Origin of the sequence: Nonomuraea sp. NPDC048826 (genome assembly GCF_043198225.1) — a bacterium.
Taxonomy (GTDB): Bacteria; Actinomycetota; Actinomycetes; order Streptosporangiales; family Streptosporangiaceae; genus Nonomuraea.
On the sequence record NZ_JBICUQ010000006.1, the window covers coordinates 498,890 to 514,690 of the forward strand.

The window sequence follows — 15,801 nt, forward strand, 5'->3', positions numbered from 1 at the left end:
TCGCGTCAGGCGGGGAGGGTGCGGCGGAGGGCGGTGGCGTGGTTGAGGTAGTGGAGGGCGATGCCGGCGCGGCCGGCGGAGCGGTGGAGTTCGCCGAGGAGCTGGGTGGCGGTGGCCTCGCCGCTGCGGTCGCCGAGTTCGCGGAAGACGAGCAGTGAGCGCTCCAGCCCGGCCGAGGCGGGGGCCAGGTCGCCGCGGGCCACCTGGAGGCCGGCCAGGCTCTGCAGGGCGTAGGCGCCGCAGTGGCGGTCGCCGAGTGATTCGAAGATCTCCAGGGCGTGCCGGTGGAAGGACATGGCCCGGTGCAGGGTGCCCATCTGGAGGCTGACGCAGCCTTCGCGGTGGGCGTCGCCGAGTTCCTGGGCCAGGCGCATGGCCTGGCCGAGCGACTCGGACGCCTGGGCCAGGTCGCCGGCCTTGATGCAGGTCCGGCCGATGGCCTGGCGGGTGAAGGCCTCGCCGTGCTGGTCCCCGGCCGCCAGGAACATCGCCAGCGCCTGTTTGAACTGGCCGAGCGAGCGGGCGTGCCGGCCGCGGAACTGGCTGACCGCGCCGAGGCCGCAGACCGAGGTGGCCTCGGCCCGGGAGTCGCCCAGTTCGCGGAAGAGCAGGCGGGAGCGGGTGAAGCCGTCGGTGGCCTCCTCGTACCGGTCCTGGTAGAGGGCGACCTGGGCGAGGCCGCGGAGCATCGCGGCCTCGCCGTAGGTGTCGCCGGCTGCGCGGGCGGCGGTCAGCGCGACGCTGTGGGTGCGCTGCCAGGTGTCGAGGTGGCAGTGCAGGTCGAGGTACGGCACCATGGCGGCGGCCAGCCCCCAGGCGGAGGCGGCGAGTCCTGACTCGGCGGCCACGGTCACGGCGCCGGCCAGCGCCTCGTGCTCGGCTTCGAACCAGGTGAGCGGGTCGGAGGTGAGCCGGTCGAGGATCTGCTGGGGCAGCCGGCGGCGTGGCGCCCCGGCGGCGGTGAGGCTGAAGACGGTGGTGGGGAGCCGTTCCATGGCGTGCTCGGTGGTGGCGGTCCACGCGGCCAGCACCCGGGCCACGCCGTCGGGGTCGCGGTCGTGGTCGAGCGCGTGCCGGCGGATCAGTTCGGGCAGCCGGTAGCGGGGCTGGCCGACCGGGTCGGTGCCGACCAGTTCGAGCAGGTTCAGGTCGACGAGCAGGTCGGTCACGTCGTCGGCGCGGGGCCGGTCGAGTGCGGCGCCGACGACCCAGCCGGGCTGGGCGGGCGCGCCGAGCAGGCTGAGGGTGCCCAGCGTGCGGGCGGCCTCGTCGGGCAGCCGGCGGTAGCTGCGCTCCAGGCAGGCGCGGACCTCTTTCAGCTCGCCGAGCCGGTCGTCCTGGAGGCGCTGCCTGAGCACCGCCAGGGACCAGCCGGGCCGCCCGGCCAGCCGGGCTCCGGCGCCGCGCAGGGCGAGCGGCAGCCGTCCGCACGCCTCGACGATGGCCAGCGCGTCGGCACGTTCGCGGGCCACCCGGTCCGCGCCGGCGATCCGGCCGAGCAGCGCCAGCGCGTCCTCCTCGGGCAGTTCCGCGAGGTCGACGTGGAGGGCGCCGGGCAGTTCGGTGATGCGCCGCCCGCTGGTCACGATCACCGCGCTGTCGTTGCCCGGCAGCAGCGGCCGTACCTGGGCCGCGTCGAGCGCGTCGTCGAGCAGCAGCAGCATGGGCCGTTCGGCGAGCAGCGAGCGCAGCAGGGCCGAGCGTTCCCGCACGGTCGGCGGCGGGCCGTCGACGCCGAGCGCCCGCAGCGCCTCGGCGAGCAGGTCGCCGGGTTCCCTGCCGTCGAGGTCGAGGTAGAGCTGGCCGGCGGGGAAGCGGTCGCGGAGCGCCGCCGCGGCCCGTACGGCCAGCGCCGACTTGCCCACGCCGGGCGGCCCGGAGATCACCGCGATGGCGAACGGCCCGGCCAGCGCGGCCAGTTCGGCCTCGCGGCCGGTGAAGTCCGGCACGTCGGGCGGGAGCTGGTGCGGCACGGCGGCGGGCTGCTCGTCGGCGAGGATCGTCTCGTACGCGCGACGCAGCTCGGCGCCGGGCTCCACGCCGAGCTCGTCCACGAGCCTGAGCCGCACCAGGGTGTAGGTGCGCAGCGCCTCGGCCTTCCTGCCGCCGGCGTGCAGGGCCAGCAGCAGCCTGGCCCACAGGTCCTCCCGGTAGGGGTGCTCGCCCAGCAGCCCGCGCAGTTCGCTCACCGCGCCGGCGTGGTCGCCCGTCGCGATCCGCCGGCCGATCAGCTCCTCGACGGCATGTAACCGCAGCTCGTGCAGGGGTTCGAGCCGGCGGTCCCACAGCGGGCTGCCGGGCAGGTCGGCGAGCGGCGCGCCGCGCCAGAGCGTGAGCGCGTCGGCGTAGCGTCCCTGCCCGGCCAGTTCCTCGAAGGTGAGCAGGTCGAGCGCGCCGGGGGGCACGTCGATGGCGTAGCCGGAGCCCTCGCCGCGCAGCCGGCCGCCGCCGAGCCGGTCGGCCCCAGCCAGGTCGGAGCGGAGGGAGCTGACGTAGGTGCGCAGGTTGGCCAGGGCCGAGCGGGGTGCGCGGGCCGGCCAGAGCACCTCGACGAGCTGGTCGGCGGTGACCAGCCGGCCGGCGTGCAGCAGCAGTGTGGCGAGCAGCAGGCGTGGCTTCTTGCCGGAGATCCGGACCGGACGACCCGCCGACCGGACCTCCAGCGGGCCGAGCACATGGAAGGTGACCGTCATGACCGCATCAGCTCCTCTATGAGGCCTGACAGCTTGTTGTACCGGTTCTGGACGTTTCTTGTACGGGTTATCCCGACCCTGGGTGCCAGAGATCCCCCCCGAAAGGATCACCCGATGAAGATCAGCGGAGCAATCGTGGCCGGAGCCGCTCTCGTGTTGAGCCTCGGCACGGCATCCGCGGCCGCCGCCGACCGGCAGGCGGAGCCCCAGCAGGCACCTCAGCAGGCACCTCAGCAGGCACAGGCACTCGCGACGAACTTCCAGCTGCCCTTCCCCTGCGGGCAGTCGTGGACGGGCAACTCGAGCGCGAGCAGCGCTCACCAGTCATATGAGATCGACTTCAACCGGGGCGGCAGCGCCAACGCCGACCTCGGCGACACCGTGGTGGCGGCGGCGTCCGGCACCGTGAGCATCTCCTCGCACCAGGGTTCGACGAACGGCTTCGGCAACCTGGTGAAGATCGACCACGGCAGCGGCTGGTCGACCTACTACGCCCACCTGGACACCCGCTCGGTCAGCGTGGGCCAGTCGGTGGCGCAGGGCCAGAAGATCGGCACCGTGGGCAGGACCAGCAAGCCGGGCAACAACATCAGCGCCCACCTGCACTACGAGGTCCGCCAGGGCACCGGCTACCCGTCGAACATCCGCAGGGCCGTCTTCAACGGCGTCACGTTCGGCTACCCCAACCAGACGGTGACCTCCCGCAACTGCGGCGGCTCCAGCAACCCGTACACCCCGACCGAGGTGTGCGGCGCGGGCTACAACGTGATCGACTCGGCCGCGCTCGGCAGCAGCGGCACGGCCTACCTGCTCTACAACAGCTCGAACGGCAACAACTGCGTGACCACGATCAAGCACACCTCGATCGGCACGGCCACCGCCGTCAGCGCCTACCTGGAGGTGCAGGGCAGCACCAGGAAGACGGACTCGGGCAACTTCTCCTACTACGCCGGACCGGTGTACGCGAACGCGCCCGGCAAGTGCGTCAAGTGGGGCGGCAAGGCGGGTTCCGCCACCTACGACAGCCCCTTCGAGCACTGCGGCAGCTAGCCCCGTCGCCGACCGCCCCGCCGCGGACCGCACTCCCGGCGGGGCGGTTCCCCTTTCCATCCCTTCTCTCAAGCGGAGCGGACGTGAAGTCCAAGATCCTCATTGTCGCGGGACTGCTGGCGCTGTCCGGCACGGCCACGGCGCACGCCTCGGCGGGCGCCGCCGACAGCCCTCTGGCGCAGGCGTTCGACCGCGCGGCGGCGGCCCATGACGTGCCCCGTGACCTGCTCGTGGCGCTCGCGTACGCGGAGTCCCGGCTGGACGGTCACCGCGGCGAGCCCAGCGCGAGCGGCGGCTACGGCGTCATGCACCTGGTCAGCAACCCCACCACGAAGACCCTGGAGCAGGCCGCGAAGCTGACCGGCACGCCGGTGGCCACGCTGAAGTCGGACGACGCGGCCAACGTGCGCGGCGGCGCGGCCGTGCTGCGCGCCGAGGCCGACGCGCTCGGGCTGAGCGCCGCGGACCGGGACGACCCGGGCCGCTGGTATCCGGCGGTGGCCGCGTACGGTCATGCCGCGGACGACGCCACGGCCAAGATCTACGCCGACGCGGTGTACGAGACGCTCGCGGCCGGGGTGAACGCCCGGGGCGTCCAGGTGAAGCCGCGGGCCGTCCAGCCGGACCAGGGCGACCTGGGTGACCAGCCGCGCGCGCTGGCCGCGGCCGTGGACTATCCGGGCGCGCTCTGGGTGGCCGCGAACAGCGCCAACTACGCGGTCTCCAGCCGCCCCACGAGCGACAAGATCGACCGGATCGTCATCCACGTCATGCAGGGCTCGTACGCGGGCTCGATCTCGTGGTTCCAGAATCCGGCGGCGAAGACGTCCTCGCACTACCTGGTGCGCTCGTCCGACGGGCAGATCACCCAGATGGTGCGGGAGAAGGACCGCGCCTTCCACGCGCGCGACTGGAACCGGCGCTCGATCGGCATCGAGCACGAGGGGTTCGTGAACAACGCCTCGTGGTTCACCGACCAGATGTATCGCGCGTCGGCGGCGCTGACCAGGAACATCGCCGACAGGTACGGCATCCCGAAGGACCGCACGCACATCGTGGGCCACGTCGAGGTGCCCGGCAACGACCACACCGACCCGGGCCCGCACTGGAACTGGGCGACGTACATGAGCTACGTGACCGGCGGCACGGTCAACCCGCACACGCCGGAGAAGGTGTGCGGCAGCGGCTTCAAGGTCATCGACTCGGCCGCGCTGGGCACGGCGGGCACCGTCTACCTGCTGTACAACAGCTCCACGGGCAACAACTGCGTGACCACGATCAAGCGGACCTCGATCGGCACGGCCACCGCGACCAGCGCCTACCTGGAGGTGCAGGGCAGCACCAGGAAGACGGACTCGGGCAACTTCGCCTACTACGCCGGACCGGTCACCGCCCAGGCGGCCGGGAAGTGCGTCAAGTGGGGCGGCAAGGCGGGTTCCGCCGCCTACGACAGCCCCTTCGAGCACTGCGGCTAGCAGCCCACGCAGTCCACGATGTCGACGACGTAGAGCAGCCCGGCGTCCGGCGCCCCGAACGCGACCCGGCCGCCGACCCGCTGGCCGCGCAGTCCCTCCACCCAGCCGGACGGCACCCCGTCCGGGGTCAGCGTGAAGGCGGCCGGGCCGCCGGTGCGGTACGAGGAATCCGCCAGGGTCCTCGACGGCCACGCGACGGCCACGTACTGCACCACCACCTTGGCCCCGGCCCGCACCGCGTCCCCGGAACCTCCGATGAGCGTGCGGGCCGGGGCCTGCGGCGTGAGGCCCGGGGGCGGCGTGGGCAGCGGCCGGCCGACCAGGCGGGCGTCCTGCGGGTAGCCGCCGAGCACGTCGATGACCGCCACCAGCGGCTCCCCCGGCGGCAGGCCGGCCGCGTCCAGGTCGGGGGCGAGCACCTGCGCGGCGGGGCCGACCAGCAGCACCCGGCTGCCCGCGGGCCGGCCGACGACGGCCTCCCGCCAGGCGCGCGGGAGCGGCCGCCCGTCGAGCACGAGCGCGATCGGGCGGTGGGTGCCGTACGTGCTCAGCCGGGTGGCGTTGTCGTGCCAGCGGCGGATCTCGACGTCGGCCAGCACCACGTCGCCGGGAGCCGTCGGCCGCCCGCCGCCCGTCTCCAGCACCGCCATCCGCACCAGGCGCCCCGGCCTGACGCCGGGCATGGACACCTGCGGCCGGGCGCCGAACGCGCCTTTCACCTCCGGCAGCGGGACCGCCGCCGGGGCGGTGCCGCAGGACGTGGCGAGCACGAGCAGGGCGGGCCAGAGCAGGCGCAAGGTTCCTCCGAAGGACGGGCTCGTCCGGTTACTCGCCGCGATCGGCACAAGGGATGCCCACCGGCGGACAAAGGCGCGGCACACTGAAGGGCGTGAGCAAGCCGAACCTGGCCCGCAGGGTCGCCCAGGCCGCCGAGGTCGCACTGGCCGACCACCGCTACGTGACGTTCATCGACGTGGTGACGGGGTTGCGCTGGCTGCACACGCGGCACGTCGACCTCTGGCGGCAGGGCCGGGCGGCCACGCTCGCCGAGCTGGCCGCGGTCGACGCCGACCGGCTGCTGACCACGGCCGCGCTGCTGGGCGACTGGGCGCGGGCCAAGGGGCTGCGGCCGATGCCGGCGCCGTACGTGTCGGGCAGCCGCGACCGCCGCCCGCTGCGCTTCACCGCGCATCCCGAGCAGGAGCCGTTCACGGTCCACTGGCTGTCGCCCGACCTGAGCGAGGCGCGGGTGCGGCGGATCACCCAGCGGCAGGCCAAGCCGCCGGACCTGGTCGTGGTCGAGCCGCTGGAGGCGTGGACGTGTGCCGGCTGCGCCGACACCGGTCCGTACCTGATCATGGAGGACGACCGGCCGCACTGCCTGACCTGCGCCGACATGGATCATCTGGTGTTCCTGCCGTCGGGCGACGCGGCGCTGAGCCGCCGGGCCAAGCAGGAGAGCGGGCTGGCGGCGGTGGTGGTCCGGTTCGACCGGCGGCGCAAGGTCTACCAGCGCCGGGGGCTGCTGGTGGAGGAGGAGGCGCTGGGCAGGGCCGAGGAGCGGTGCCTGGCCGACGAGGAGGCGCGCTCGCGCCGCCGCGACCGCGACCGGGAGCGCCGGGCCGAGCAGGACGTCGTCTACCAGGGCCGGATGGCGGCCGAGATCGCCAGGCTGTTCCCCGGCTGCCCGCCGGAGCGGGCCCGGTCCATCGCCGAGCACGCCGGTCTGCGCGGCAGCGGCCGGGTCGGCCGCACGGCCGCGGCCAGGGCGCTGGACGAGAACGCGATCACGCTGGCGGTGATCGCGTCGATCCGCCACCAGGACACCGGCTATGACGGCATGCTGATGGCGGGGGTGCCCCGGATGGAGGCGCGCGAGCGGATCCGGGACGACATCGAACGAAAGCTGACGGAGTTCAGGACGGGGTCGCGATGAGTGAGTGGCACGACGTCCGGGAGGAGTTGCGCGCGTTCGCGCTCGGCCTGCCGGAGGCGTGGGAGGACCACCCCTGGGGCGACACCGTCGTCAAGGTCGGCAAGAAGATCTTTCTGTTCCTCGGCGTGGAGGAGCCCACCGACCGGTGGCGGCCGACGTTCGGGGTGAAGCTGCTGTCGGAGGCGCACGGCCACGCGCTCACCGTCGAGGGGGCGCGGCCCAGCGGTTACGGCCTCGGCAAGTCCGGGTGGGTGACAGTGCCGCTGGAGTCGCCGCTGCCCCCGTCGGAGGTGCTGATCGACTGGGTCGAGGAGAGCTACCGGGCCATCGCCCCGAAGCGGGCGGTCAAGGAGCTGGACGGCCGGGTCACGTGACGGCGAGCCGGCGGGCGTACTTCTCGTCCCGCCACAGCTCCTTGTCCAGCACCTCCAGCAGGGTCCGCGCCGCGTCGTGGACGTCCACGTAGCGGATGTAGAGCGGGGCCAGCCCGAACCGCAGGATGTCGGGCGCCCGGAAGTCGCCGTGCACACCCCGGTCGATGAGCGCCCGCATCACCTGATACCCCTCGGGGTGGCGGAAGGCGACGTGGCTGCCGCGCCGGTCGGGGTCGGCGGGCGAGGCCAGCTTCAGCGCGTCGCCGACCAGCTCGACGAAGAGCTCGCCGAGGGCCACGCTCTTGGCCCGCAGCAGGTGCAGCGGCACCCGCTCCCACACGTCCAGCGCGGCCTCCAGCGCGGCGAACGACAGCACGTGCGGCGTGCTCACCGCGAACCGCCTGACCCCGTGGGCCGGCCGGTAACCGGCCTCGAACGCGAACGGCTCGGCGTGGCCGTACCAGCCCGACAGCACGTTCACGGCGTCGCCCTGGTGACGCGGGTTCACATACAGGAAGGCCGGTGAGCCCGGTCCGCCGTTGAGGAATTTGTACGTGCACCCGACCGCGAAGTCGGCGGCCGACACGTCCACGGGCATGGCGCCGACGCTGTGGCAGACGTCCCAGATCATGAGCGCCCCGGCCGCCTGGACGCGGGCGGTCATCTCGGTCACGTCGTAGCGCTCGCTGGTGCGGTAGTCGACCTCCGACAGCAGCACCGCCGCCGCGTCGTCGAACCGGCCCTCGGAGACGTCGCGCACCTCGTAGCCGCCGAGCGTCTCGGCCAGCCCCTGGATCATGTAGTGGTCGGTCGGGAAGTTGCGCGCGTCGGAGACGATGACCCGCCGGTCGGGGCGCAGCCGCGCCGCCGCCGAGACGGCCTGGTGGATCGCGATCGAGGTGGTGTTGCCCACCACGACCTGGCCGGGCCCGGCCCCGATGAGCGGCGCGATCCGGTCGCCGGTGGTCAGCGGCTGCTCGTACCAGCCCGCGGTGTTCCAGCCGCCGACGAGCATGCCGCCCCATTCGTCCTGCACCGCCCGGCGGACCCGTTCGGGGGCGCGGCGCGGCATCGCGCCGAGCGAGTTGCCCACAAGGTAGACGACGCCTTCGGGGAGCACGAACTCGTCCCTGAACTCTGCCAGGGGATCCTCGGCGTCCAGGGCGAGGCAGCGGTCACGATCCAGCAACTGGTCACTCCTTTGGAGGAATGGTGGCGATAACCCGATTTGTACCATTTTGGTACCGCCGGGCATACCAGTTCTGCACCGGGTCGTGTGTCGCCGGGTCCAGCCGCAGCTCCCCGCGCGGGCTGGGTAACTCGCCGACCTCGCCCAGCCCGGTCATCAGGTCGGGCCCCCGCGCGGCGGCCCGGTCGACCAGGCGCATGGCGTCCCAGCTCTGCACGGCCACCACCGAGGGGTTCTGACCGGTCCGCGTCTGCCACTTCGACACGAACGCGGTGTTCTCCGGGTTCTCCAGCCCCGGCGCGTACAGCCCGACGCTGACGATGCCCTCCGCGTCCGGCCCGACGGCCGCGAGCACGTCCTCGTCCGTGAGGTTCTGGCAGGTCAGCAGGTCGATCTTGGTGTCGTAGCCGAGCTGCTTGAACGCCTTGGCGAAGGTGACCGCCTCGCCGCCCGCGTAGAACGCGTACAACAGCTCCGCCTCCGGCGGGATCCGCGCGAGGTACGGCGCCAGGTCCGGCGTCTTCCCGTACGGGGTGAGAACGCGTTCCAGCTTGCCCGCGCCGTACCCCTCCTCGAAGCCGTCCAGGGTCTCCACGCCGGCCGAGTAGTCGGAGGCCATCAGCACGGCGGGCCGGCGGCCGTGAGTCGCGGCGGCGTATCGGCCCGCGGCGTGCCCGTGCTCGTGGTTGGTGAACGACACCCGGAACACGCCCGGCCCGGCCAGCCCGTCGGCGCCCGCGTTGGCCACCACGACCGGGGTGCCGCGGGCCTCGTCCACCACCGCCTCGGCGACCGGCGAGGCCAGCAGGCCGGTGATCACGTCCACCCGGTCGCGCTCGATGAGCTGCCTGGCGGCCCGCCTGCCCCGCTCGGCGGTGCCGCCGTCGTCGGCCACGAACAGCCGGGCGGGCCTGCCGCCCAGCTCTCCGCCGCTCTCCTCCAGATACAGGCGCATGGCCTGCTCCATCTCGTCGCCGAGCATGGCGTACACACCGGTCTCGGAGACGATCACACCCACCCGGACCTCGCCGTCCTGGTGCTGCGGGGGCTGCGGCGCGGCCCCGCCGCCGCAGCCCGCCGCCATCAGCACCACCAGCCCGACGACGGGTGGTAACCGCATGGTGAGCTCCCCTCAGCCCAGGAACGCCTCGGCGTTGTGGCGCAGCAGCTTGGCCCGCGCCGCGTCGGTGAGGAACCCGGCCGTCCTGATCAGCTCGCCCGCGGGCGACTCGCCCAGCGGGTACGGATAGTCGGAGCCGAGCATGACGTGGTCCTCGCCGAAGGTGTCGACGAGCAGGCGCAGCGCGCGCTCGTCGAAGACCACCGAGTCGACGCTGAACCTGCCGAGATAGCCGGACGGCGGCCGCTCCGAGACGCCGATCACGTCCTTCCTGCGGTGCCAGGCGTTCTCCACCCGGCCCAGCCAGAACGCGAACGACCCGCCGCCGTGCGCGAAGCAGATGCGCAACGTCTCGGGGACCCGGTCGAACACGCCGCCGAGGATCATCGCCAGGATCGACAGGTGGGTCTCGGCCGGCATGCCCACCAGCCACTGCGCCATCCACCGGTCCAGCCGAGGGCCGGACGGCATGTCCCAGGGGTGCACGAACACCGGCGCGCCCCGGTCGGCGCAGTGGGACAGGAAGCGCACGATCCCGTCGTCGTCCAGGTCGCGGTCGCCGGCGTGGTTGCCGATCTCCACGCCCCGGTGCCCGTTGGCCAGGCACCGGTCCAGTTCCTCGCAGGCCAGGTCGGAATCCTGCAGCGGCACCTGGCAGAACGGGAGGAGCCGGTCGCCGTCGCAGAGCTCCAGGGCCAGGTCGTTGAAGACCCTGGCGATCCGCACGCCCTCGGCGGCCGGCCGGTCGTAGCCGAAGAACACCGGCGTCGGCGAGACCACCTGACGGTCCACCCCGTCGCGGTCCATCGCCTCCAGCCGTACCTTCGGGTCCCAGCACTCGTGGCGGATCCGGCGGAAGTCGGCCCCGCCGACCAGGATGACCGCCTCCCGCTCGGACTCCACCCGCAGGCTGGGCGCGCCGGGCCAGCCCAGGTCGGGCCAGCCCCTGGGCACGTGATGCGTGTGTACGTCAGTGATCATTCAGCCCTTGCCCGGGTGGAGCGCGCCGCAGTTCGCGCAGGTGCGCGCCTTCTCGTCGGTGTAGAACGCGTTGAACACCGGCGGCAGGTCCTTGACGATGTCGCGTACCTGCAGCTCGACCTCGTGGACGAGCGAGCCGCACTGCTCGCAGTACCACTGGAACCGCTCCAGCGTGCCCTCGGGCCGGATCCGCTCCACCACCAGCCCGACCGAGCCCGCCTCGGGCCGCTGCGGGGAGTGCGGCATGGACGGCGGCAGCAGCCACATCTGCCCCTCCCCGATGTGCACGGTCTCCGGCCCCTTGTCGGTGATCACGTTGACGTGCATGTTGCCGCGGATCTGGTAGAAGAGCTCCTCGTACGGGTCGACGTGGTAGTCGGTGCGCGCGTTGGGTCCGCCGACCACCATGACGATGAAGTCCTCGGCCTGCTCGAAGACCACCTTGTTGCCGACCGGCGGCTTGAGCAGATGGGCGTGCTCGTCGATCCACTTCGTGAAGTCGATCGGGGGGATCATGATCTCTCCAGGGGGTGATAGGCGACAGCCTGCATCTCGATCAGCAGGTGGGGGTGCGGAAGCTGGTGAACGGCCACGGTGGTCCTGGTCGGCCCCTCTTCGTCGAAGAACTCGGCGTAGACCTCGTTGTAGCCCTTGTAGTCGTTCATGTTGACCAGATAGGCGGTGATCTGGACCAGGTCGGCCAGCGAGCCGCCGGCGGCCTTGAGTATGTCGCCGATGTTCTCGATGACGGCTCTGGTCTGGGCGCGGATGTCGAGGTCCGTGACGCCCATCTCGTCGGCCTCCGCGCCGACGAAGGTGTTGTCCGGCCTTCTGGAACTGGTGCCGGAGACGTACAGGAAGTCACCGGCCCTGCGTACGTGCGGGAACCGCCCGCGCGGCGTCGCCTTGCCCTTGACCCGCAGCGCCTGGCCGCGATCGCGCGTCACCGGGAGAACACCGCCCGGACGGAGCCCAGCCCGTCGATGTGGGCCTCGAACGCGTCGCCCGGCTCGGCGGGGACCACCGGCCCGAGCGCCCCGGTCAGCACGACGTCGCCGGCCCGCAGCGGGTAGGGCGTCTCGCCGAGCGCCCCGGCGAGCCAGACGGCCGCGTTGAGCGGGTGGCCCATGCAGGCCGCGCCCGCGCCGGCGGAGACCTCCGCGCCCGCGCGGGTCATGCGCATGCCGGCCAGCCGCAGGTCGGAGCCGATCAGCGGGGCGGGCGTGTTGCCCAGCACGAACGCGCCGGCCGAGGCGTTGTCGGCGACGGTGTCGACGAGCGTGATGTCCCACTCGGCGATGCGCGAGTCGGCGATCTCGATGGCCGGGAGCACGAAGTCGACCGCCCTGATCACCTCGGCCACCGTGAACGGCCCGCCCACCAGGTCGGCGCCCAGCACGAGGGCGATCTCCGCCTCGACCTTGGGCTGCAGGAAGCGGGAGAGGGAGATGGGCAGCCCGTCGAGGCAGGCCATGTCCGCGAAGAGCATGCCGTAATCAGGCTGGTCGATGCCGAGCCGCTCCCGCGCCTCCTGATTGGTCAGGCCGATCTTGCGGCCCACCAGCCGGCGCCCCTGGTCCAGCGCCCTGCGTGTGTTGATCTCCTGGACGGCGTACGCCTCCTGCGCGGAGCCGACCACGTCACGGACGGGCTCGCACGGTTTGCCCGACCGCGCCGCCTCCGCCAACCGGTCGGCCGCGTGGGTTCGCCCGTCGACCGCCTGCGCCCATTCATCCTGCATCGGGTAACTCCCGCTTGATCGTGATCGTGCCTCTTAGCATCGTCTCTCGCGACGCCGCCGCGCGCCATGTCGCTGATGCTGCCCACCGGCGACCTGTCTTGAGGGTCATCTTCCCGTAGCCGTCGGCTGCGGACATCATGGTCCGGTGGCGCGCACGTGGGAATTATGGGGAAACGTCATTATTGCTGGTACCTTTGCCCTTCCCCTCGCGGCCCTGGCCGTCCTGCTGCTGTCACGCCGCCGGGCCCGCCGCGGGCACCCCGCGCCCCTGCGCACCGCGCTGGCCGACGTCGGGATCGTGGTCGGCACCGCGCCCTGGCTCTGGATGATCCTCACCCCGGGAAGCGGCCAGGAAGGCGTCAGCCTGATCCCGTTCCGCGACCTCGCCGAGGTGCTCGAAGCCTCGTGGGAGACGGCGTTCGTGCAGGTCGGAGGCAATCTGCTGGTGTTCGCCGCGCTCGGCGCGCTGCTTCCGGTCCGCTCCGCCCGGCTGGCCTCGCCGGCCCGCGTGGCCGCCGTCGCGGCGGCCGCGTCGGTGCTCGTGGAGACCCTCCAGTACGCCCTGCGGCTCGGCAGGTTCTCGTCCGTGGACGACGTGCTGATCAACACGGCCGGTGCGGCGGCGGCCGCGCTGATTACGCGCCGCTGGTGGGCACGAGCCGAAACGGACAGCTCTGTTCTGAGGTAACGGCTGCACAAAAGCCGGTCGATGTCACCACACAGGCACACAGCGCTCAAAAAGAGACACGCGACCAACCTCTGTATCTGTGCGATCGTGGACAAGACGGGGCAAGTTCTCTGGAGACGCCAAACCCGGTTGGTGACAGAGGGTGATCGAACTGTGTCTGAATCCCCGGTACCCCACGAACCTCCTATTTACCGCCAGATCGCCGACGCACTCCGCGACCGGATCCTCTCCGGCGACCTGCGCGACGGGGACCGGCTACCAGGCGAGAACGCTCTCATGGCCGAGTACACGATCGCACGGGCCACGGCCAGGCAGGCCCTCGCGGTTCTGATCAACGAAGGTCTGGCGGTGCCGAAGCGAGGCTCGGGGGTCTACGTGCGACTGTTCAAACCCATCCGCAGGCACGGCTCCCGCCGGCTGGCGCGCCGGCAGTGGGGCGAAGGCCGATCGATCTGGGACGCCGACACCCGCGGCCGCCCCTTCACCGTCGACCAGGTCGAGGTGGCCCGCGAACAGGCCCCCGACGAGGTGGCGAACGTGCTCGGCACCCCGGACGTCTGGGTGCGCAGGCGCCGCTACCTCGTCGATTCCAGGCCCGTCCAGCTGGCCACCTCCTACTTCCCCGCGAGGCTCGTCGAGGGCAGCCCGATCACCCAGCCCGACACCGGCCCCGGCGGCGTCTACGCGAGACTGGGCGACCTCGACCTGCCCCCGGTCCACTTCACCGAGGAGGTCCGCGCCCGCATGCCCAGCCCCCGCGAGATCGCCCTGCTCGGCCTGCCCGCGGGCACCCCCGTCATCGTCGTCGACCGCACCGCCTACCTCACCGAAGGGTCGCCCGTGGAGGTCAACGAGATGGTTCTGGACGCCGCAGCATACGTACTCCAGTACGACTTCGACGCCTGAATCAAGCCCTCTTGTCAAGCGATAGGTTGACCTGTCCCCTGCGATCATTGCGTTCTCTAGAGAGGTGGCGCACCCTCGAAAGCGGATGGACCTCGCGCAGGGGGCTCTCGGAAGGTTTGATCAGATGGCCTTTGATCGGCATCTCGCTGAGATCGCCCGGGAGTTCCCGCAGTGGACCATCTGGCGAAGCGACGCCGGGCGCTGGTGGGCCACCCGCCACCACCCGCTCAGCGCCGTGCAGCGCGACGCCGGCTGTGCGATGACCATCGACGCGGACGACCCCGACGACCTGCGCGAGCAGCTTCGGGACCAGGAGAGGCGGGCGGGCGAGCCCGAGCGGCGGCCCGGCCCCGCCCCTCCGTGACGCGGCGGGCCGCCTCGCCCGCCGCCACCACGATCCGCCCGGTGCCGGGTCCTGCGTCTCGGCGGCCCCGGCACCGGGCCACCAAGAGGGGGCAGCGTGGAAGCCTCCGACCCGATCGGGGGCGGAGGCTTCCACCCGTTGCTTCCGCAGTCCCGGGCGTCCCGGGTCGACGTCCGTTACTTCCGCAGCTCCAGGCGGCCCAGGTTGACGTCCGTGTCGTCCGCCGACCGCTCTTCGCGCGGCTCGTCATCCTCGACGATGACCCGGACGTCGTCGTCCTCGTCCTTGCCGCTGGGCAGCTGGGGCTGCTTCGCGGGCGGCGCGATCGCCTCCGGCACCAGCGGGCCCGCGCCGGCCTCCTTGCGCATCAGGTCGCTCAGCACCGAGTTGACCTCGTTCAGCCTGCGCACCACCTCGTTGTGGGTGTTGCTCAGGTAGTCGACCCTGCGGCCCGCGTGCTCGTCGAGCGCGGCCACCCGCTGCTGGGCCGCCGTCAGCGCCGCCTCCGCCTCGGCGTGGGCCGCGGCGACGGTCCGCTCCGCCTCCGCCCGCGCCTGGGCCAGGGCCTGCTCCGACTCGGCCGTCGCGGTCGAGACCAGCCGCTCGGACTCCTCACGGGCCGAGGTGACCATGCGCTCCGACTCGGCCTGCGCCTGGCGCAGCCTGTTGTCGGCCTCGGCGCGGGCGGTCGTGCGGGCCTCCTCGGCGTCGGCGCCGGCCTGCTCCAGCATGCGCTCGGCGGCCTCGGTCGCCTCGCCCACCCGCCGCTCCGCCTCCGCCTGCGCGGAGGTCAGGATCTTGTCGGCGGTCTCGCGGGCGGAGGTCAGCAGCCGGTCCGACTCGGCCTTGGCGGACTCACGCAGCGCGGTGCTCTCGGCCTCGGCCTCCTCCCGCAGGGCGGAGGCCTCCTCCTGGCCCAGCTTGAGAATCTGCTCCAGCCGGGTGCTCGGGTTGAAGTTCTGGGGCACCTCGGCGATCTGCCGCCTGGCCTCCACGAGCTCGATGCGGCTCTGCTCGGCCTGGTCGATCGCCCGCGCCAGCCGCTCCTCCAGATCCCTGATCTGGTTGCGGGTCCTGGCCATGTAGTCGTGCACCTGGCGGCGGTTGTAGCCGCGCATGGCGACTTCGAAGGTGTCTTCCTGCATCAGGTCGGGAATGCTGTCGTGCCCGTGTGTCATGGGGATTACCTATACGTTCGCGTGAGGCGGGGGAAACTGCGGATTGTGAGGGTCTGACGACGAGACGTCAGTAATCGACTTTCCTGCCAACTGCCCACACCCGCAA

16 protein-coding genes are annotated in these 15,801 nt (G+C 72.3%); 7 read left to right on the plus strand and 9 right to left on the minus strand.

Features of this window, described 5'->3' with window-relative positions:
- Positions 1–5 precede the first annotated feature (5 nt).
- A complete protein-coding gene (locus tag ACGFI7_RS24085; RefSeq protein WP_393408256.1) occupies positions 6–2,693 on the minus strand; it encodes a BTAD domain-containing putative transcriptional regulator in 2,688 nt (895 codons plus the stop codon).
- A 114-nt stretch (positions 2,694–2,807) separates the two neighbouring features.
- Between ACGFI7_RS24085 and ACGFI7_RS24090 the strand changes: the two genes are divergently transcribed.
- Entirely contained in the window at positions 2,808–3,743 is a 936-nt protein-coding gene (locus ACGFI7_RS24090; protein ID WP_393408258.1) for a M23 family metallopeptidase, read from the plus strand.
- 83 nt (positions 3,744–3,826) lie between these two features.
- Positions 3,827–5,218: an N-acetylmuramoyl-L-alanine amidase gene (locus tag ACGFI7_RS24095; RefSeq protein WP_393408260.1), complete on the plus strand. Its 1,392-nt coding sequence runs from the start codon at positions 3,827–3,829 to the stop codon at positions 5,216–5,218.
- On the opposite strand, the gene ACGFI7_RS24100 is transcribed toward ACGFI7_RS24095, so the two are convergent.
- Positions 5,215–6,015: an FKBP-type peptidyl-prolyl cis-trans isomerase gene (locus tag ACGFI7_RS24100; RefSeq protein ID WP_393408263.1), complete on the minus strand. Its 801-nt coding sequence runs from the start codon at positions 6,013–6,015 to the stop codon at positions 5,215–5,217. The genes ACGFI7_RS24095 and ACGFI7_RS24100 overlap by 4 nt on opposite strands.
- A 92-nt stretch (positions 6,016–6,107) precedes the next feature.
- On the opposite strand from ACGFI7_RS24100, the gene ACGFI7_RS24105 reads away from it, so the two are divergent.
- Both ACGFI7_RS24105 and ACGFI7_RS24110 read left to right on the plus strand, forming a co-directional pair.
- Positions 6,108–7,154 (plus strand): DUF2293 domain-containing protein, encoded by a 1,047-nt coding sequence (locus tag ACGFI7_RS24105; protein ID WP_393408266.1) that lies wholly within the window; start codon positions 6,108–6,110, stop codon positions 7,152–7,154.
- On the plus strand, positions 7,151–7,528 hold the full coding sequence (locus ACGFI7_RS24110) for an MmcQ/YjbR family DNA-binding protein (RefSeq protein ID WP_393408268.1): 378 nt from the start codon (positions 7,151–7,153) through the stop codon (positions 7,526–7,528). The genes ACGFI7_RS24105 and ACGFI7_RS24110 overlap by 4 nt, the downstream gene beginning before the upstream one ends.
- Here ACGFI7_RS24110 and kynU read toward each other — a convergent pair.
- Genes kynU through ACGFI7_RS24140 form a run of 6 tightly spaced genes read right to left on the minus strand, consistent with a single transcriptional unit; the run spans position 7,521 to position 12,559 of the window.
- Positions 7,521–8,717 (minus strand): kynureninase, encoded by a 1,197-nt coding sequence (kynU, locus tag ACGFI7_RS24115; RefSeq protein WP_393408271.1) that lies wholly within the window; start codon positions 8,715–8,717, stop codon positions 7,521–7,523. The two genes, ACGFI7_RS24110 and kynU, sit on opposite strands and share 8 nt — an antisense overlap.
- 4 nt (positions 8,718–8,721) lie before the next feature.
- Entirely contained in the window at positions 8,722–9,837 is a 1,116-nt protein-coding gene (locus ACGFI7_RS24120; RefSeq protein ID WP_393408274.1) for an ABC transporter substrate-binding protein, read from the minus strand.
- A gap of 12 nt (positions 9,838–9,849) precedes the next feature.
- Complete coding sequence (locus tag ACGFI7_RS24125) at positions 9,850–10,818, minus strand: amidohydrolase family protein (protein ID WP_393408276.1); 969 nt, start codon at positions 10,816–10,818, stop codon at positions 9,850–9,852.
- Entirely contained in the window at positions 10,819–11,334 is a 516-nt protein-coding gene (locus tag ACGFI7_RS24130; RefSeq protein WP_393408279.1) for a 3-hydroxyanthranilate 3,4-dioxygenase, read from the minus strand. It abuts the gene before it with no gap.
- Entirely contained in the window at positions 11,331–11,765 is a 435-nt protein-coding gene (locus ACGFI7_RS24135) for a RidA family protein (protein WP_393408282.1), read from the minus strand. The genes ACGFI7_RS24130 and ACGFI7_RS24135 overlap by 4 nt, the downstream gene beginning before the upstream one ends.
- Positions 11,762–12,559, minus strand: coding sequence for a 2-keto-4-pentenoate hydratase (locus ACGFI7_RS24140; RefSeq protein ID WP_393408284.1), 798 nt, complete (start codon positions 12,557–12,559; stop codon positions 11,762–11,764). Before ACGFI7_RS24140 ends, ACGFI7_RS24135 begins: the two co-directional genes overlap by 4 nt.
- 145 nt (positions 12,560–12,704) lie before the next feature.
- Here ACGFI7_RS24140 and ACGFI7_RS24145 point away from each other — a divergent pair, with 145 nt between their 5' ends.
- The 3 genes from ACGFI7_RS24145 (at position 12,705) to ACGFI7_RS24155 (ending at position 14,517) form a co-directional block, all read left to right on the plus strand.
- Complete coding sequence (locus tag ACGFI7_RS24145; RefSeq protein ID WP_393408287.1) at positions 12,705–13,247, plus strand: VanZ family protein; 543 nt, start codon at positions 12,705–12,707, stop codon at positions 13,245–13,247.
- Between the two features lie 153 nt (positions 13,248–13,400).
- The gene (locus tag ACGFI7_RS24150; RefSeq protein ID WP_393408289.1) at positions 13,401–14,153 is read left to right on the plus strand and encodes a GntR family transcriptional regulator; all 753 of its coding nucleotides are present in this window, start codon (positions 13,401–13,403) and stop codon (positions 14,151–14,153) included.
- 124 nt (positions 14,154–14,277) lie between these two features.
- A complete protein-coding gene (locus ACGFI7_RS24155) occupies positions 14,278–14,517 on the plus strand; it encodes a hypothetical protein (protein ID WP_393408292.1) in 240 nt (79 codons plus the stop codon).
- Positions 14,518–14,693: 176 nt separating this feature from the next.
- Here ACGFI7_RS24155 and ACGFI7_RS24160 read toward each other — a convergent pair whose 3' ends face one another.
- The gene (locus ACGFI7_RS24160) at positions 14,694–15,695 is read right to left on the minus strand and encodes a hypothetical protein (protein WP_393408294.1); all 1,002 of its coding nucleotides are present in this window, start codon (positions 15,693–15,695) and stop codon (positions 14,694–14,696) included.
- Positions 15,696–15,801: the final 106 nt, after the last annotated feature.